Genomic DNA, 20459 nt, shown 5'->3' with positions numbered 1-20459 from the left:
ATTTTCTAGGATGTTTAGGCTCGCTCCAAAATCATGGAAGAAGCACCACCGCCTCCATTGCAAATAGCTGCTGCACCAATTTTTCCATTTTTTTGTTCTAAAACATGTATTAGTGTTACAAGAATCCGTGCTCCGGAGCATCCTAATGGGTGTCCCAAAGAAACGGCACCACCATTAACATTTACATTTACATCGGTAAGACCCAATATCTTCATATTCGCCAAACCTACTACTGAGAAAGCTTCGTTAAACTCAAAAAAGTCAACATCTTGAAGTGTAAGCCCTGCTTTATTCAAAGCCTTTGGTAAAGCTTTGGCAGGTGCGGTCGTAAACCATTTTGGTTCTTGTGCGGCATCGGCATAGCCCTTAATGGAGGCTAAAGGTTTTAGGTTCAATTCCTTTGCTTTTTCGGCACTCATCAATACCAGGGCAGCGGCGCCATCATTGATGGTGGAGGCATTCGCGGCCGTTACCGTACCATCCTTGGAGAATGCCGGTCTTAAATTTGGGATTTTATCCAAGAAAACGTTCTTGTATTCCTCATCTTCGGAAACGATCAATGGCTCCCCACGTCGCTGAGGTACCGTTACGGGAACAACTTCATTTTTGAAAAGGCCTTTTTTCCAAGCTTCTGCAGACCTTTTGTAGGACTGTACGGCGAAAGCGTCTTGGTCTTCCCTTGAAAATTTATATTCAACGGCACAGGCATCCGCACATACGCCCATAGCATTTTGATCATAGGCATCTACCAAACCATCTTTTTGCATTCCGTCTACCATGGATGACGGACCAAATTTCACCGGTGATCTCAAGTAAGCATAATGCGGAATCAAACTCATATTCTCCATTCCTCCCGCTACTATGATGGAGGCATCTCCTAGGGCAATGGCTTGGGCTGCCTGCATCACGGCCTTCATTCCGGAGGAACAAACTTTGTTCACCGTGGTACACGGTACGGTATCCGGAATTCCTGCATAAAGAGCCGCTTGTCTTGCAGGGGCTTGTCCCGTGCCCGCCTGTACAACGTTTCCCATTAAAACTTCTTCCACCATATCCGGCTTTAAATTGATTTTTTCTAGGGCTCCCTTTATCGCGGCGGCACCAAGTTTAGGAGCAGGAATTGTGGACAAGGCACCCATAAAACTTCCTATTGGCGTTCGTACCGCAGAAACTAAAACAACCTCTTTCATCTTATATTTTTATTGCTTTTTAAAAATGGATTTGTCATGATGTAACGTTTAGGCGGGTGTAATTATTCATATCATTATCCTTTGTTTTCAAAAGTTTTTGAAACTTTGATTTCGCCATCTTGATAGCTATCGGTACATCTTGATAAGTATCAAGGATCCCTATCGCTCATTTCATGTATTTTCAAATTTATATAAACGAAATTACTAAATTCTAAACCAAAACCTTGGTTATTGACCTAATTCCTTATTGTACATTTATATTTTCTATTTTTGGAATAGCTACGCAAAAATTGAACGTTTGGACAACCTTTACAAAAAACAATCCCTTATATACAAGTACTTCCTATACTTTGTTTCCATAGGATTTATTGTTTTCTTTTTTCCTAAAGGCGGAAAGTTCAAGTATGAATTTCAAAAAGGGAAACCATGGCAATTTGAAACCTTATATGCACCTTTTGATTTTTCGATAAAAAAATCCGATTCCGAGATTGCTCAGGAAAAGCAGCAAATAGAAGAGACAAGCGGACAATATTTTAGGTACGACCATCAGCAGGTTAGCAGGGTTTACGAGCGATATGATAATTCTTTCCAGAGCATTTTTGGTAATTCGGCTTACACAAATGCCCAAAAGGATTTTTTAAAAAAAATAGGTGAAACCCTTTTAGATTCCATCTACCAAAATGGTGTACTGGATAGTAGTGCTAAACAGATTAGGGGAGGTTCTGTTTTTTTGGTTAAGAACAACGCGGCCGCGAAAAAACAATTTTCCTCGTTTTACAGGCTTTCTGATGTTGGGAATTTGATTCAAAACAAACTAAAGGAAGAGAATATTCCCCATTTGAACCAAGAATTTCAAGACCTGTTTTTTGAGCTTATTGAGCCAAATGTCAGTTACGATGTTAGCCTCACGCAAAAGAGCCGGGAGGACGCTTTATCTAAGATAAGTTACACTCGAGGTACCGTAGATGAAGGTAAACTAATTATTGCCAAGGGCGAGGTTGTAGAAGGCGAAAATCTGAAAGTATTGGAGTCTTTGAAGTCGGAATATGAATCGGAGTTATGGACAGCTCACAATTATTATATCATACTTATTGGGTATACCGTATTGGTGGCCTTGGTACTTTTAATGCTCTTGCTTTTTCTGAAGAAATACAGACCAGCCATCTATGGTAACAATACAAAAGTAACCTTCATTTTTTTCAATATCCTCCTGATGGTTTTTATCACAACCATGGTTGTAAAGTATGATGATTCCTTGGTGTTCGTAGTGCCGTTATGTATACTACCCTTAATTCTAAAAACCTTCTTTGATGCGAGATTGGGGCTATTCGCCCATGTACTGACCGTACTGATTTTAGGGTTTGTAGTACCCAATAGTTTTGAATATATCTTCCTTCAGATTATTACGGGTATTGTTACCATTTTAACAGTTTCTGAATTGTATAAACGGGCCAATCTATTTATTTCTATAGGACAGATTATTTCTATTTATGTAGTGGGGTATTTGGCATTTCACATAATACACGAAGGCAACCTCAGTAATATCTCATGGTATACACTAGGGCTTTTCTTACTCAATGGTATGATAACCTTGTTCGTACAGCCCTTGATTTATATTTATGAAAAAGTCTTTGGTCTAGTATCCGACGTCTCCTTGTTGGAACTTTCGGATACCAATTCAAAGTTATTAAAAGAATTATCCAACAAAGCCCCTGGTACGTTTAACCATTCCCTTCAAGTAGCCAATCTCGCAGAATCCGCGGCCAATGAAATTGGGGCAAATGCCATGTTGGTAAGGGTAGGGGCACTCTACCACGATATAGGTAAAATGAACAACCCTACCTATTTCACCGAAAACCAGATTACCAATGTGAACCCCCATGACGAAATCACTCCTAGAGAAAGTGCCAAGATTATTATTGGACATGTTATAAAGGGCATAGAGATAGCAAGAAAAAATAAATTACCTGATCGTATTATCGATTTTATTAGATCCCATCATGGAACTACATACGTTTACTATTTCTATAAGAAGGAGAGGGACTTGGAAATAAATATCAATGAAGAGGATTTTAAATATCCAGGCCCTCTTCCATTTTCAAAAGAAACGGCCATATTGATGATGGCAGATTCTGTAGAAGCAGCCTCAAAAAGCCTAAAGGATCCCACCTATACCATGATTGATGAATTTGTAGATAAGATAATTGCAGGACAAATGAAAGCCAATCAATTCATAAATGCGAACATCACCTTTAAGGAGATTGAAATCATCAAGAAAATCTTCAAGCAAAAACTGACCAATATTTACCATTTAAGGGTAGAATATCCTGAATGACAGACCGTTTATTTTTTTTTAAAAAACCTAGTAAAATAGTTGCGTGCTTCTACGGTAAAATTTACATTTGCATCCGCAATTTGAGCGAACGTTCCTGAAAATAGATTATTGGAGAGGTGCCGGAGTGGTAACGGAGCAGATTGCTAATCTGTCGACGCGCAAGTGTCGCATGGGTTCGAGTCCCATTCTCTCCGCAATTTCTTTTAATTTAAGATAGCCTCGGGGTGTAGCGTAGCCCGGTTATCGCGCCTGCTTTGGGAGCAGGAGGTCGCAGGTTCGAATCCTGCCACCCCGACTTGATTATCAGAGGTTTACAGAGTAAAATTTGTAAACCTCTTTTTATTTGCACTCAATTTGCACTCATTTCATTCTCAAATACTCTCTATGCTCACAGTTTTACATTCACTTCTTTTTCTGGCAGTGTGAACTTAATATGGGGATATCTATTAGTGAGACCAAATAAGAATTTTACTTGGAATGAAGTTTTAGAAAATAAGCAGTTCTATCTAGGAGAAGCTTACATTTGTAATAGGATTAACGCTTTTTATAACTGAAATCGGATTGTTCTTTATGATTATCCATTTTGAAGCATTAATTGATATCATTTATTTCTTTGATATGAAGTTTTCAATTTAATGGGATAAATCCTTTAATACTTCAAAGCTTATTTTGTTACTAATGGGTTTACCATAAGTAGTAAAACCATTCAAAGAGATTTCGAATTCTCCCTCTATATCGGAAGTGAAAAACTCAAGATCAATTATTTCTGAATTAATTTTTAAATGAGGTTGCCAAAATAGCAACCTTCTGTAATCCGGGATTCTTGAAATATTTGGATTATCTCCGTCATACTTTTGTTTGTAATAGTTTTTTACAGGAAAGGGCTTCACTAAATCGGTAACCAAACCGTTCTTTATGTTATAATACTCCAAAAAGTTTTCATCTAAAGTATCAATTGATAAGATACCATGATAAATCTTCCCTCCTAGAGATAACTGACCTCTAAATAAACTAATTTTATCAATCCTTGATGCATCAAACTTTTTGATTTTTTCATGCTCTAGTATGAAAACTCCATCAATTAAAACTATTGCGGGAAGATTGTCTAGGGCTTCTTTATAAATTTTAACATCTTGAGTAATCTTTATGTAATCACTACGAGAGCCTCCTTCTCTATAACCTGCAAATTTTATAACTTCAAGAAGTGTTTCTTCAAAAGTAGGAAAACGAGTATATTCATCTAAGTAAAATACTTCTGGTTTCCCTAAATAGTAAGTTTCATAATTATCATCTGATAAAATGGAGTCGGGTTTAGCCTCAAAAAAAAGGTTTTCAAGTTGATTTTGGATGCTTCTTTCCTTAATTATATTTTCGTAATTTTTAGATGCATTTAATTCTTGAAAATTCAGATTATCAAAATCTAAATTTTTGATTTTACCTTTATTAATTGTGTAGGACCTGAATTTTTCGTCAACTTGGATAACTGCTTTTCCTTTGTTATAACCCTTTTTTAGATAAAAAAAGAACAATCCGTCTTCATCAGTTTTAGAAAACTGAAATAAAAAACCTTCTCCAGGAATGGACAATAGGACGGGAGCATCTTCAATTGCTATGCCTGTTACAGAATCCGAAATAGAGCCAAAAAAAAGCTCCCCCCTTTGTTCGGGTAAAAACACATAGTTTTCTATTTTTGGTTGTACTTGATTTTTTGCGGTTGAGAATTGAGTAGCATATTCTATAGCACTTAAAACTGGCTTAGTTGCGATTTCATTCTTTTTTATGACTTTTATAGTGTAAGTACCCCTTCCCAAAAGACCTTTATAGTTTTTTATGGAAAGAGTTACTTTTTCTCGAGGTCCATAACTCTCTTTAGGGAGTTTGAGGGAAATAACCGAAGAATCTAATTTATAGATTAAGTCGTTTTTGGAATTATTGAGTTTTTTGTCATTTGAAAAGATTGACGAAAATGATGGATTGGAAATATAAGGATTGATTATAATAATATCGTCTTTGTAAAGTTGTTGTAGTCCACCATTTTTCATCCAATTTGTGTAGGCCAATAATTTATACTTTCCAGTAGGGATGTTGGTGGTTAAAAAGAAATCTCCATGCGCTAGGCCATTCTCGATATTGAGTTTATGCTCAAAGACCATTTCTTTGGACTCATTTATTAATGATACGTAACCAATTTTACTAATCTCACTTAGTTTATTACTTTGAACATTAAAACAATAAAACGCATAGTTCAAATACTCGCCCGAAAATACTACTGGGCCAGTATGGTCTAGATACGTCTTCTCTTGTGGTAATTTTATTAAACTTTCCAGTTCACCACTTGATTTAACTACATATTGTGCTTGAGTACTACCGCACATTACTACTAAACATAAAAACCAAAAACTAGTTATTTTCATAATGATAAGTATTATTAATCGATCCAAAAATCAGGTTTTATGTTACTACCTAAAAGCGTACAATCGCCACAAATTCTAAAGACAAAAATATGTGGTCCTGGACAAGAACCAAGTCCTTCTTCGTTTGGTCTTACGTAGCTAATCAAATCAAGGTTGACCTGTTCAATAATAGATTGTGGACATCCTCCTGGTGCCAATCCTGGAAAACAATAAGAAACATGTGATTCTGGAGAGGAAAGTTCCCCACAGTTAAAAATAAAAGGCGGTAATGATTCTCCTGGATATATATCCGTAAAATTAAAAAATAATCTCTTTTTTGAAATGGAAACTACATCGAAAAAACCGATTACTAATCCGCTTTGTCCATTATTTGCACTTAAATTTCCTTCTAAAAAACCTGGCTGAATTTGTGAAAAAACACTACCAGACTGACTGAAATTATTTAATTGTTCATAGAAGCCAAACGATTCTTCACTCGAAACCTGTTGTGTGACCTCAATGCTGTATCTGTGCGAAAGAATAAAGTTGTTCTTGCTTATAAAACGTACCATGAACCTCTTTAAACTACCTGTATCTGAATTGGGCTGTCTGGCTTGTATGATGGTGTTTGACAAAGCATTACCGTAACAAACCTGCTGTTCTTCCTCTCTGGGAACTATTTCCAAATCATAGGTAGGAACAGGAAGTGCACAAGGATCATAATTGGTCAACTTAAAATCGTTTTCGTCCCAAAATGGAGCTACAATTTTGTAGGTTTCATCATAGGTGAATCGAAGATTGTTCACACTTCCTTCTTTAGTTGTGTTATCGATAAAGATTCCAATGCCTTCCTCGCCTGCATCGCTGATTGTTTTTTCGGCATAGATATTCTCAATCTCGGCAAGGCCATGAAGTGCCATCTCCTTTGAGGTATAGCCAATGCCATCTGCTGTGGTTATCTGTAAACGATAGGTGGTACCTATTTGCGCACCAAAAGGCTCGATCGACTCATAGTTTCCTGGACTAACTTCCAAAAACGGAAAGATCGTTCCAGAACCATCTACAATAATTACATTGGCATTCTCTTCATAGGGTATCAAATCTCGGTCTATATCTCGTATTGGGGTGAAAGGATTGAAAACAGAATCAATCTGCAGGTCCAAAAGCGTATCGATTTTACTTAACACAATACGATGATTTGAAACTTCGTTAGTCAATTTACCCTCAACTATCAAGATTCCCTTAGCTCTTTCCGAGCGGCCTATACCTAAATCAACCTCTTCGATACAGGAGGATACTATTATCGACAAGATTATAAAATAAGAGATTCTACTTGGGATATATTTTAAATAATTCATAGCGGTTTTAATTCAAAACTTAAAATTATAGGTGATAGAGGGTATGGGAATAGCAAAAATGGAACTTTGTAAGGCCTTTACCTCACCGTTTTCCGTCACAAAGAATACCGAATAGGGATTGTTCCTTCCCAAGACATTATATACCGATATGGTTACAAAACTATGGGCGAGTTTGTTTTTCTTGTGGTTCCCTTCGATATTCAGCCCTAAATCCAACCTATAAAAATCCGGAATACGGAATTCGTTTCTGTCACTAAAGGCCACAAAATCGGCATTATTAAAACGAAAAGTACCTATTGGGTAGGTAACTGGCCTACCCGTCTGATACACAAAGTTTGCCGATAGGCTATACCTTCTGGTAATACGATAATTGGTGATAACACTTACATCATGGGGCCTATCAAAATTGGATGGGAAAAATTCGCCGTTATTGATACGCTCTTCGCTGAATTCACTATCAAAACGATACAATGATCTGGAATAGGTATAACTAAGCCACCCATTTAGATCACCCCGATTCTTCTTTGCCAAAAATTCCACTCCATAAGCTTTGCCATCCCCTTGCAGTACTTCGGTCTCCACGTTCTCGTTTAGAAATAGGTCGGCCCCCGTCTTAAAGTCCAGCACATTGTCCATACCCTTATAATATCCTTCCAAGCTTAATTCATATTCGTTTTCCTTGAAGTTTTTGTAAAGTCCCAATGATGCCTGATACCCCGTCTGAGGGGCTATGTTCAAGTCGGAAAGTTTCCAGGTGTCGATTGGGGAAACCGTAGTATTATTGGAAAGCGTATGTAAAAACTGATATGAATTGTTAAAACTGGCCTTTATGGAAAAATCCGGAGTAAAAAGATACCTTGCTGAAACTCTGGCCTCTGGTCCACCGTATGTCTTTATAATTTCTGCCCCATCATAAGAAATTGTTTCTTGGGCAGTGGATTCATTTTTTGGTAGCCCTTCTTGATAGCGCTGCTGTGTTCCCGGACCCAAAGCGGCAAAAAATGCGTATCTAACGCCTAAATCCAAAAGCAACCTATCATTTAACTTGAATTCATCCCCCAAAAATAATGCACCCTCCAAGGCCTGCTCATTGTCTATTAGAATCGTGCTTATACTGGATTCATTCCCGTCCGGGCGAATACTTCCCGGGTTGACCGAGTAATATTTGGCAGAAATTCCATAATCCAGCGTATTTCTTTCATTCAGTAAGGTTCTAAATTTATATTTGAACTCGGTTTCATTAATACTATAATCCAAGTTGAAATCGGTATTCGCCTGTCCGTCAAAATCGATTCCAAAACCATAGTTACTATTGCCCAACACCATGGCCGTTGTGGTCCTCTCGCCCATTTTTCTGTCCCATCTCAACGAAAACAGCCTGTTATCATAATTGTATAACGAATCCGAGGTTATACTAAAGGCGTCCTTACTATAATACGCCGTTGCCTTTACCTCGTTATTGTCATTGATTTTATGGTGGTATTTTACGATTCCATCAAAAAAACTGGCATTGCTATTATTCAAGGAAGGCTCGTCCAAAGAGCGCAAAATCCAATCGGCATAGGCACCTCGTCCCCCAACAACAAGGGAGGATTTTTCCTTAACTATGGGAATCTCAAGAGCCAGATTACCGGTAACCGGACCTATTGATCCTTCTCCTGCCAGCTTCTCCACATTGCCGTTTTTGGTCCGTATGTCAAAAACCGAGGAAAGTCGCCCCCCGAATTCCACGGGCATAGCACCCTTATAAATATCCACGCCCTTGGTGGTAAAGGGATTCAAGGCTTGAAAAATACCGAAAAAGTGTTGTGGATTGTAAATGACCGCATCATCTAAAAGTACCAGATTTTGGTCCGTTTTACCTCCGCGGACGTTTAACCCGGTAGCACCCTCCCCTGCCGAAGAAATACCTGGAAGTGCCTTTGCCACTTGTAAAATATCACGCTCTCCCAATACCAGGGGTATGTTTTTAGAGGCTTCGGAATCTATCTGTTCACTTCCGGTATCGGCATCTTCAACGTTCCTTGCCGCGTCTGCCTGAACCACAACCTCATCCAATTGTTGGAGGCCTTCTTCCAAAAACAAATCCAAATTCCCATCATTGTACATGATCACTTCACGTTCCATAGAAGCTATACCCATGGCCCTTACTACCAAAATATTATAACCCGATGATAATTGGATTGAAAAGTTTCCATTGCTGTCCGTTATTACAAAACGATCTGCATTCTTAACCCGTATGGTCAAATCCGGAACAGGCTCACCTGTAACCGAGTTTATGGCTTTGCCTGATAGCGTATACTCCAGTTGCAGGTTATTGGGATCCGACTTTCCAATGCGAGCAACAGGGTATTTTTTTGTTGTTGGCCTAATATCTTCATTGTAAAAAGTGGGAGGCGGGGCATTTGACGGTTGCCCAATTGAACTTTCCTCTTCTTCTTTTGTCGAATCCTTAAAAAATCCATCGGGCAATTCATCATAAATAATGGCATTTTTGATAATGAATATCCGTTTTTCATCTTCCTTAATGTAATAATTAAGTTCTGTCTTCAGCAAAATTTTTTCCAATAAACTCTCCACTTCTTCATTATTAAAATCAAGTGAAATACTATCTGAAGTAATCCATTTATCTAGATAAAACATTCGATATCCCGATTCGGATTCTATGTATTCTATAACCGAACTTAAAGGAGTATTTGAAAAATTACCTGTTAATGGCAAAGATTCTTGAGAGTAAACCATTTCTAAATGAACAAACAGAAAAAGATAAAACGATATTGAATATAGTTTCAAACCAAAAAAAGGTCTCAAATTAAAAATATAAAATGAATAAGTTTTTTTTTGTAGTCGCATCATTATTAATTACTTCACTTCAATTATTCAACATCAAGAGCTTTAAATTCAAATTCAACGTTCAATCAATTCCCTTTATAAATTCTTTGTTAAAATTCATTTTTGCAATCATTTCATTTTAAAATATTTCAATGGTCAATCCGATTTTTACTATCGAATACAAAGTAGTTCAATTGTAATTGTTGTTCTATCCTTACCTTTAATTTAAATTTATATATTACTCAATATTCTTATATCTGATTTTATGCTGGCGCATGAAAAATCATTGTTTGTAGAGGCCCTTTAACCGATTTAAAAAACGATGTGCTAATCTCAAATCCTCTGTAATAATTTCGGCAGATCCGGTCATATTCTGGTTAAATTTAATTTCCTTTCCGTATGAGGTTACCAACTTATCTTCAAGATTCACATCGATCCAATAATTGTTTTGTTCATCTGGTACTAAAGAAACATTTGAAATTATTCCTTCCAACACTCCAAATTCATTCTGAGGATAACTATCCAATCCTATGTTCACTTTTTGCCCAATTTTAATTTTACCAAAGTTCTTTGCAGGAGTTTTAAGTTTGGAAATATATGATAAACTGGTTTTTGGTATAACAGTAAAAATCAATTCACCTTGTTTGACCGTCTGATTTTTATCCCAAAAACCATTAAATGCAACTGTGCCATCTATTTTGGACTTAAAAACATAATTATTTTCCCAATCCCTTATTTCCTTTCTTAGTCGCGTATATGACTGGACTAAATTGTTATAAAGTTTTTGTTTTGTTTCTATCTTGTTGATGAATAATTCTGAAGCATTATTTAATGCTAAACCTAAAGCCTCTCTCGTTGAAGATATGGTATTTATTAATGACTTCAGTTTATTCTCTACTCTAATAATTTCCAATTCCTGTTTTTCGAACTCACTTTTAGATAAGACTCCCTTTTGGTACAATAGTTTCATGCGCTCAAAATTGTTTGTTGAAATTTCCATTTCAGATATACCTAAGTCTTTCTGACTTTCAAGGTTACTTAATCTTGCCCTAAGTTCATTTGTTGATATTTTGTTCGCCTGACTTTTGTTTAACTGCGGATTAAGAGTGTAATTTAACTCATAAATTAAATAATTTTCTTTAAAAGCCGTATAACTTGTTTCCAATTCCCCCAATAATAGTAGATTAGGTAATTTTATGGATATATCTAATTCGGGTTTGATTTCATAGTTTTCCAAGATTTTTTTGATAAAAAGGACATCTTGTGTATCGGCCGAGTTTTCAAGTATGGCCAATATTTGATTTTTATTTACAGCTTGAAAATTATTGACAAAAATGGTGTCAAAACTACCGCTGTATTTTGCAAATTCCGTTTGCGGGGGAATATCTGTCGTAATAAGTGCCTCTGTTGCAATAATATCTGGATATTTAAAAATCCAGCTCAATGAAAACAACAGTAACAAAGTAAAAAGGAAGATGCCGTTTCCCGTTCTAATCAACAGACTTGGTGGTTGTGTAAGGATATCTTTTATTTCCTCACTTCTTAATTCTAAATTTCTTGACTTTTTTACCATTTTAATCCAAATCAAGTTGATTTTTTACCAATTCATAGTAATTTTCTTTATTTTGTGTAAGCACTTGATGTGTGCCAACCTCTACAATCTCTCCATGGTCTAGTACCACAATTTGATGGGCATTTTTAACCGTGCTTAAACGGTGAGCAATAATTACTACTGTTCTATTGGCGAAAAATTCATTTAAATTACTCATTATTAAAGTTTCATTATTAGCATCCAAAGCACTGGTTGCCTCATCGAAAAAAAGAATTTTTGGATTCTTATATACTGCTCTGGCAATAAGCAACCGTTGTTTTTGGCCTGTACTTAAACCCATACCCTCCGTACCGATTTTCGTTTGGTAATCCATAGGTAATCCTTCAACAAAATCTTGGATATTTGCAGTTTTAACTGACATTTGTAGGCGTTCCATGTCGATATCATTATTTCCCAAAGCGATATTATAAGCAATTGTTTCGTTGAAAATGTACCCTTCCTGCATTACTACCCCAAGTTGGGAGCGCCAATCTTTTTTGGATATTGATTCAATGTTCTTATCATTGATTAATATTTTACCTTTATCTACTTTATAAAAACCCAACAACATTTTCATCAAGGTAGTTTTACCACTGCCACTAGTTCCAACGATAGCTGTAATTCTGTTTTCCGGTATTTTAAGAGTAAGATTTTTGATAACTGGTTTGGCATTTCCTGGATACCTAAAATGGACATTTTCAAGGGTGATCGAAATACTTTTGTCAGCATCGTACTTATTTTTGAAGGTATTTGCATCTTCTTCCTCCATATTATTTATTTCACTTAATCGATCCAATGATATTTTCGCATCCTGCACATCTCGAATAAAACTTACCAGCTGCAAAATGGGGCCATTTGTCTGCCCAACAATATAACTGATAGCCAATAACATGCCTAGTGTTAGCTCCCCACTAATAACTAATTGTGCTGCGACTATGGTAGTGAGAATGTTTTTTGACTCATTAATAAAGTTTGACCCCACACTTTGAGTCTGTTCAAGTGCTAAATTTTTGGTAGCCACTTTGAATAGACTTGCTTGGACATGTTCCCAATTCCACCGCATTTTTTTTTCGGCATTATGCATTTTTATTTCTTGCATACCATTTATCAACTCAATTACTTTGCTCTGTTCTTTACTGGTTTCATCGAATCTTATGTAGTCCAATTCTTTGCGTTTTCTGAGAAATAAAAAAACCCATCCTATGTATAAAGTGCTGCCAAATAAGAAAATACTAAATATTATAATATTGTAATAAAATAGTATAATGCTAAAGATGAATAGGTTAAATATGGAGAAAAGTATGGTTAGTGATGATGTTGTCAAAATTCGTTCAATTCTTTTATGGTCGTTAATTCTTTGTAGAATATCCCCGGTCATCCTCACATCAAAATAAGCTATTGGCAGTTTCATGAGCTTTATAAAAAAATCAGAAATCATAGAAATGTTAATTCTTGTACTTAGATGTAGTAGAATCCAACCTCTAATTATTTCAACACTTGACCTGCCAATAAATAAGAATATTTGAGCAAGCAGAACCAGATATATAAAATTTATATCCCTGTTCCGTATACCAACGTCGACTATACTTTGAGTTAGAAAAGGAACCAAAAGTTGCAAAAGGCTCCCAGCAAGTAATCCTAAAGTTAATTGAACAAGAAATGATTTGTACTGGAACAAATACTTTAAAACGAAACCTAGTCCGATTTTTTCTTCCTCGTTGAATTCTGAAGCAAATAATTTTGGAGTAGGTTCCATCAATAATGCAACACCAATATTCCCTTCACTTGGATTAATTCTAGCCCATTTTTGAACAAACTTTTTTTTTGAGAAGGTGACTAAACCAGATGCAGGGTCTGAAATATAGAACTTGTTTTTTCCAATTTTGTACAAAACTACGTAATGCTTAGATTCCCAGTGTAAGATACATGGTAGTTTGACCTCGACAAGTTTATCTATATTTAATTTAACTCCCAAAGTTCTTATTCCAATATGTTCCGCAGCATCGCTTAACCCCATTAGGCTGCTACCCTGCCTTGTGGTTTCACACAATTTTCTAAGAACCTGCGTAGCAATATTTTTGCCAAAATATTTGGCAACTATTTTAATACAGGTTGGACCACAATCTTTCTCCTCGGTCTGTCTGTAATTCGGAAATTTTGGCATCCAAAAAAAGTTAAATTCAAAAACCAGAGAGCACAAAGCTCTCTGGTAAAACCATTTTTAAATACAGCAACTTGCGTAAACCGGATTAGGACAATTATAGGTCCCGTAGGCAAATTGGCATCCTGGTGCTGGGTTCGCACAACTAGTGCAACCAGATGGTATTGGTTGAGGTACACAACACGTTACTGCAGGATCGCAGCAACCTGATCCTCCTCGACCCCCTCCTAAGTACTCGCTTTGTTCATCTTTTGAGAGCTGATAAACACCTTTTAAATTCAAGATTTTTTTTAACATAATACTTTTATTTAATGATTACTTTTGCCGGGAACATTTATAGACACTCCCAGTGTATGTCTATCCTTGCAAGAATGTTTATTGGGCCTTTCTTATGATTGGCCCATTTTTTTCTCTAGATTCAGTCACAAGTAAATGGTCTATGAACATAGGTAAGTCTTCAATATTGTATTTTTTAGGGAAAGGTTTAGAATTAATGATTGTAGCGGGTGAATAGATTATATCATTGCCAATAAACCAATTATAATGCTTATTCAAAATGAAGAGATCTTCCTTTTGCATCGGCAACCCATATTTTTTTTGCCACTTTTCTAAATTTCTATCTTGATACCAAACCTGTAGTGCTTTCAATGCTTCATCCTGATTCTCTTTGTATATTTCAATAACCTTTTGGGCTATTTTGGCATTATCATTTTCTAAATTGACTGCAACGTTAAATACTATATTTAAAAGTATCCTATTAGGATATCGCTCAAGTAATTGGTTATATACTTTGAATGCTTCGGAGCAAAATCCGCACATCGGATTAGTAACTCCTGTGATAATCAAATTTGCTTTTGGGTTGCCAAACGTTATTGAATGAGCATTATTCGTTTCGACAGGTAATTTGAGTTTTCCCTTATTAAGAAACTCCATAAAGAGTTTATAGTCCCATTTAAACTTATAGAATTCCTGTTTCGAACTTTCCAATGAAATCTTTTCTTCAAGGACTTTTTTAATGTTTGTCCATGCAAAATATATCATACTAAAAATTGTAAATGCGAGAAGGTTGTATCCCCAATTAAATTTTAGATAAGTATAGTTAGATATAACTAAAACAAATTGTAGAATTATGATAAGTGAAATACCTAAACATAGAGGGCACCATTTTTTTACCATAAATGCTTGTGAATAGATAGAATATAGAATGACAGGAATACTAAAAATAATGAGTACTAAAAAAAATTCAGTTCGGAAACCTAAAAAGCTCGTAATCAATGTTGTACCAAGAAAGTATGAGACAGCCGCATCACTAAGAGATATAAAACCAAAAAGTGTAGCTGATTTAGAATTAATAACGTCATTACAACTACTATTGATGGCGGTAGAATTACATATTTTAGAGGTTAAAGGTTGGCCAATTCCTAATTCCTCTCTTGCAATGAAATAAGCAATGACCAATCCAGATATTGAAAGCAAAGTGAAAATGAATGCATTTAAGGATTGTGATAAAAGCACAGAAAACAATAAAACTGTAAACAGAATTAGTGCAATAATTGGATTGTAAAACTTACCATAAGGTTTTTTAAATTTTTTCCCTTCATTCTGTTCAATTAATATAACTCCGCCAGTCCAAATTTTATTGAATTCGTCAAATGTTAACTTTCGTTTTGTACCATCATCAAAATATGTATTCACACTTTTATACCCAACGTTGACTTCTGCTATATGCTTTTGGTTGTCGAATTCTACAGATGCCAGGAATTTTTTAGGCAGTTCTTTTAAAGATTCCTTCGGTATTATGGCGGCAATATTTGGTATTGAAAAATAGTCTAGTGTATCGGTTATGGATTTGATACTTGGATAACTTGGATTACTCAGTAAGTGTAACTTAAACTTGTCCGTAGAAATTTGTCTATTTTGCTTTCTGGAATAGTTAATTAACATCTTTAAAATAGGATACGACGGTTTTTCCATAACAAAAACGATTAAAATGAATACAAAAAATGAAGGGGGAATACTATAAAATAATAATAAAATTCTTACAAAATAATTTTTTCTCATCACTAAAGTGTTAAATCTTACTTTTTTTTGTATATGGTTTTTTCGAAACACAGCGTTTTTTGGGTTCATTTCACTAAAAAAAAATGTACTATGTAGTTATATTATTCGAGGACATTGTGATTATTCTAAATACTTTATTTAGAAACTTTGGGCTACAGAGTTTTGGTACCACTATTTGTTTCTAATTTTTGCAATTGATGGTTAAATGAAAGAATTGTTCTTCTTTTAACTGCTATCACCAATAATGAAGGTAAAAGAGTTCCGGATTAAAAAGAAAAAACTAATCTTCCAGAAAGTTCAATAGAAAGATATATTCCCCAGCTTCGCAACGCTGGTCTGATAGAATTCAGAGGAGATGCTCCTCAGACCGGCGGGTATTTTTTGAAAGATACAGTTAGACAATTGATAGATAACGTGAAATCGTAGTATCGGATAAATTGCAGGATAAATTTTAGGCTTCACTATTTCTGAAAAAAATGTTGACCTACAGAGTCAAGACAATTATTATTCGGTCATTCATGGTTTTAATAAAGAGGTGGTTAAACTAATCATATCAGACCTTGGTTTGTATCAAACATTGGATAAACGAAGCTCCACAACGAATTAATGAACGACTGGTCGAAATGGAAGTTCCCAAAACAAGAAATACAGTAACTTAAAAAATCCATTTTCTTTTCAAGAACCTATGCAAGTCGTCTGTCTACAAGAAGAAGCCTTTTATGCCTTGTTCACCAAGGTTATCGAACATGTAGAATCGAAAAGGCAGGATACGCTCGACAGATGGATTGATGGTGAAGAGGCCATGTCCATTTTACGAATCAAGTCGACTACAACACTTCAAAAGCTTAGGGACGAGGGGAAGATTAGGTTCTCCCAGCCCCAAAAGAAAATTATACTGTACTATAGGGAATCGATTATGGAATATATCGAAAAACACGCCCGAGAAACTTTTTGACTATGGAAGAAGATATCAAAGTAGATGAAACGTTTAAAAAATCCTTCAATTTGGGCTATCGAGTTGCCGCCGAACTAAATCTCAAAGTTCCCTTACTTCATAACCAAGAAAAAATAATACCCGAAAACCCTATGCATTTGGGTATGCAACAGTTTATTGAAGAGGCCAAACTTGCAAAGAACAAAAGGCAGCAAAATTCAGTAGAAAAAAATGAAAAAGGTAGAAAGGGCAAAGGTTTAGGACTTTGAATCTATAATCCAATTTAATAGTCCTTGCTTCTGTAACAATTAGTTACTAAAAAAGAAGCCAACTTTCCCAATTTTAAATCTTCATATGGCCAAATGATGAAATGAGCATATGATTATAGGGATATAGCTATAAAGCTATAGTAGAATAATCAAAGTTTCTATAGTATCAAATTAGTCCTCTAATACCTCTCCCTGCGGAAGTTCAAAAATCTTCCACTCCAATCCTTCCGTTCGGACACGCTTCGCCTGTCCGCCGCTCAAGTCTTTCCGTTCCATATTTTTGAACCCCCTCGGAGCCGCGCGAAAGCAAAAGCGGCGCAAAAACCGCTTTACCTTTCTTCTCCCTACCCACAAAACCGTCATCGACGGATATTTACCAGATTTTCAATTCCCATATTGGACCATATAAAAGTTCGACTTGTACCCATCTATATTGATATGGTTCCATATGATTTTATGATGTAAATAATTGATTATAAGTTGGTTAAAAACTAATATGATTATCTATATTTATCCGTGAAACGGATAGCGAGGTACATTCTAAGTAACTTAGAATTGGCTACTTCTGGCGAAGTGTTTTGCTTAAAAAGCAACCAAAATGGAACATAAGAAAAGAGGCAGGAAACGATTGGGAAACAAGAAGAGATTCCATAACATAATGCTGCGTTTCAACGATTCCGAATATGAAAGATTGCGAAAAATCTGTGAATCCTATAATCTCGATATTTCGCAAAGGGGAACGATAAGTCCGCTTTTAAGAAGATTGGTTTTGCAAAGTATATCTGAAGAAAAGGATAGGCTCCCAGATACTTCAAACCTTGCCTACCATATCAACAAAATAGGAAACAATATCAACCAACTTGTAAAGATAGCGCACCATAAAAATTTGAGAAACCCGAACAGTAGTTTGCAGAACGAGATACAAAAAACGAACGAATTGCTTTGCACACTATTGAAAATTACGATGGTAGAAAAACCAGCATGATAGCAAAGATTATTTACGGCCAAACCTGTACCGGAACATTGAACTATGTCTTCGGAAAGGAAGGTATGCAAATTCTTGGCTATGGAAATACGTTTTCCCAAAGCATATCCCCAAAATTCTTCGCGAGCGTGCTGTATTTTCAAGGACAGCGCAACGCCACCAAGAACCGGTATGCCCATATCAGTTTGAACCTTCCCCATGGCGAACATTTGGACGATAGGACCTTCTATAAAATCTCCGAGGAGTATATGGAAAATATGGGCTTTGGAAATCAACCTTATGTAGTGGTGCGCCACAACGACACCAAGCACGAGCACGTACATATTGTAACCACTACAGTGAAGGAAGACGGAAAAGTACTCGGAATCTATAATAGCCACAAAAGAAGTATTGCAATAAGGCAACACCTCGAAAAAAAATACGGACTTACACCTGCACCGACCAAAAAACAGAAAAGCCAACTACCGATATACCGATTGCCGGAAAAACAATTCGGGATGGAAGCGGAAAAAGGAACGAAGTACTATCTACAGGATGTCCTGAACAGCATTAACCAAAAATACAAGGTGCGCAGTTTTGATGAACTTGCACGATTGGTAAAACGGTATCATATAGAGATAAGGACCACAAAGAACAAAACGGGAAGGATAGGGGTCGCTTATGGGCTAAACAACCAAAAGGGATATAAGACCCGATTTATTAACGGCTCCGAAGTGCATAGAGGGTTGAGCGGCCCAAAACTTCAAAAAGTATTCGATGTACATTCAAAATCGAAGCTTTTGCCGATATACCGACAACGGCTCTTGAAACAAATAGAGACCACTTATAATCTTTTCAAGACCATCCGTCCGCATGACCTTGAAGCCGTGCTAAAGGAATATCAGGACATCGACATCAAACTGGACATAAAGGAAGATATTATAGAAGGGTATACCATCTATGACAAATCACGATATGTGTTCAAGGCACGGGAACTCGGCAAAAATATACGGATGCAGAACCGTTTGGAAATTTTTGGTAATGGCGATGCCTTCACAGAAATCGATACCGAGAGCAAGCAGTTCAAATTGGAAGTCCAAAAAACAATAAAAGAGGCATTGACGACATCCTATCTGAAATCTCCGAAGCAGAACGGGTTGCTATCGGAACATATCATGAAAAGTAAGTTAGAAGATGTCGTCCCAGCAATATTGGCTTCGGAAAAATATAGTTTCTTGGAACGTTATGTTCCACGGAACCAAAAGTCGGAATTCAGGAAAGTCATGGAAAATGAATTCCCCATGGTCAGAAAAAAGATATACGAACTTGAGAACAAAAAGGAGAAGGCACTATTGGATGACAAGTTCAAACTTATAGGAAACATATTGGAAAAGCGGATTTTCAATGTCGGTACGGAACAGGGAAGTATCCGTCTATTGTTCCAAGCTTTGGGCGTAAAGTACCATGACAACCAATTGTCCTTTACCCAATCAGACAAGCATATCGTACCCGTTAAATTGGGCAATCTAACTTTTCCAAAGGAAATGGAAAAATATGTGTCTTCGGGTTTTGTCCGCCAAAACCATTTGATGTTGGAAATGTTGACGGAGCAGTCTTCCGTAAATAGTCCTAAGCTGACGGCAGCTGCCATGTTCCTACCAATGATTTTTCCTCAACTGTATGATAGAATGGATGCCGATTATAAAAAGCAGTATGAAAGTGTCGCCCTGGGTTCGTATATTAAGAATGCCGAACGTATGCATGAGCCTTTCGAGAAATCGGCGAAAGATTATATCGCCCTTTTCAATGCCAAAGGGTTCTATTTTGTCAAAGGGGAAAAAGGAATCGAGGTCAAATCTATTTATACGGACAACAAATCTAGTTGTACCCTGCCGAAACGGACGAGCCAGTATCTGGGTTCGATTCCCGATTTGGCCACAACATTACAAGGGCAACAACCCGTCATCAACGACCTTATTGAAAAAGGCAGGAATAAGCTCGAAAACCTATGGGCAGGACATTTGATGGAAAAGGGGCTATACGATAATTTCGCATATATGCTCACAATTGAAAATGTACGTCCCAACTTGCATTGGGAAGTGGTCCGGCACCATATGGACAACGGACTTCGAAAATGTATGAACCATATGATCCAACAAAAAGCAAGTGTCCAACAAAACCGTTTGCTTAAAAAGGGTGTTTACGCCATTAATTCGTTATTGGGCGGTAGCGGTAACAAAACGGAGGAAATGTACAACGGGTTCAAGGATGAGCTGACCAACTACTCAAAATTTAAGAAGAGTAAGGGAATTACATTTTAATCCTAAAAAATTGATATTTATTTAATGGTCCGAAAATCTTAAGTTTTTCG

The 20459-nt window shown here is 36.4% G+C and carries 12 protein-coding genes and 2 tRNA genes; 7 read left to right on the top strand and 7 right to left on the bottom strand.

From position 1 onward, the window contains the following. Positions 1–14 precede the first annotated feature (14 nt). The gene (locus tag FEK29_RS11750) at positions 15–1190 is read right to left on the bottom strand and encodes an acetyl-CoA C-acyltransferase (protein ID WP_138258625.1); all 1176 of its coding nucleotides are present in this window, start codon (positions 1188–1190) and stop codon (positions 15–17) included. Between the two features lie 298 nt (positions 1191–1488). On the opposite strand from FEK29_RS11750, the gene FEK29_RS11745 reads away from it, so the two are divergent. From FEK29_RS11745 to FEK29_RS11735, 3 genes are all read left to right on the top strand, one after another. Beyond that, the gene (locus FEK29_RS11745; protein ID WP_138258624.1) at positions 1489–3525 is read left to right on the top strand and encodes an HD family phosphohydrolase; all 2037 of its coding nucleotides are present in this window, start codon (positions 1489–1491) and stop codon (positions 3523–3525) included. A 110-nt stretch (positions 3526–3635) separates the two neighbouring features. Next, a tRNA-Ser gene (locus tag FEK29_RS11740) sits at positions 3636–3719 on the top strand. Positions 3720–3745: 26 nt separating this feature from the next. Further along, positions 3746–3820 (top strand) — tRNA-Pro (locus FEK29_RS11735). Positions 3821–4157: 337 nt separating this feature from the next. Here FEK29_RS11735 and FEK29_RS11730 read toward each other — a convergent pair. From FEK29_RS11730 to FEK29_RS11705, 6 genes are all read right to left on the bottom strand, one after another. After that, complete coding sequence (locus FEK29_RS11730) at positions 4158–5939, bottom strand: hypothetical protein (protein WP_138258623.1); 1782 nt, start codon at positions 5937–5939, stop codon at positions 4158–4160. A gap of 14 nt (positions 5940–5953) precedes the next feature. Beyond that, positions 5954–7276, bottom strand: a complete 1323-nt coding sequence (locus tag FEK29_RS11725) for a DUF4249 domain-containing protein (protein WP_138258622.1) — start codon at positions 7274–7276, stop codon at positions 5954–5956. A gap of 12 nt (positions 7277–7288) precedes the next feature. After that, the gene (locus FEK29_RS11720; RefSeq protein ID WP_240042740.1) at positions 7289–9919 is read right to left on the bottom strand and encodes a TonB-dependent receptor; all 2631 of its coding nucleotides are present in this window, start codon (positions 9917–9919) and stop codon (positions 7289–7291) included. A gap of 472 nt (positions 9920–10391) precedes the next feature. Continuing rightward, on the bottom strand, positions 10392–11681 hold the full coding sequence (locus FEK29_RS11715) for an HlyD family secretion protein (RefSeq protein ID WP_138258621.1): 1290 nt from the start codon (positions 11679–11681) through the stop codon (positions 10392–10394). 1 nt (position 11682) lies between these two features. Next, entirely contained in the window at positions 11683–13863 is a 2181-nt protein-coding gene (locus tag FEK29_RS11710) for a peptidase domain-containing ABC transporter (protein ID WP_138258620.1), read from the bottom strand. A gap of 372 nt (positions 13864–14235) precedes the next feature. Next, complete coding sequence (locus tag FEK29_RS11705; RefSeq protein ID WP_161595349.1) at positions 14236–15921, bottom strand: vitamin K epoxide reductase family protein; 1686 nt, start codon at positions 15919–15921, stop codon at positions 14236–14238. Positions 15922–16606: 685 nt separating this feature from the next. Here FEK29_RS11705 and FEK29_RS11700 point away from each other — a divergent pair. The 4 genes from FEK29_RS11700 (at position 16607) to FEK29_RS11685 (ending at position 20409) form a co-directional block, all read left to right on the top strand. Beyond that, positions 16607–16876: a helix-turn-helix domain-containing protein gene (locus FEK29_RS11700; protein WP_138258618.1), complete on the top strand. Its 270-nt coding sequence runs from the start codon at positions 16607–16609 to the stop codon at positions 16874–16876. A 2-nt stretch (positions 16877–16878) separates the two neighbouring features. Then, a complete protein-coding gene (locus FEK29_RS11695) occupies positions 16879–17124 on the top strand; it encodes a hypothetical protein (protein ID WP_138258617.1) in 246 nt (81 codons plus the stop codon). A gap of 598 nt (positions 17125–17722) precedes the next feature. After that, a complete protein-coding gene (locus FEK29_RS11690) occupies positions 17723–18109 on the top strand; it encodes a hypothetical protein (protein ID WP_138258616.1) in 387 nt (128 codons plus the stop codon). Next, on the top strand, positions 18106–20409 hold the full coding sequence (locus FEK29_RS11685; protein WP_138258615.1) for a relaxase/mobilization nuclease domain-containing protein: 2304 nt from the start codon (positions 18106–18108) through the stop codon (positions 20407–20409). Before FEK29_RS11690 ends, FEK29_RS11685 begins: the two co-directional genes overlap by 4 nt. Positions 20410–20459 lie beyond the last annotated feature (50 nt).

It is taken from the genome of Maribacter aurantiacus, assembly GCF_005780245.1.
Taxonomy (GTDB): Bacteria; Bacteroidota; Bacteroidia; order Flavobacteriales; family Flavobacteriaceae; genus Maribacter; species Maribacter flavus.
This window is presented reverse-complemented; position numbering and strand designations above follow the sequence as displayed.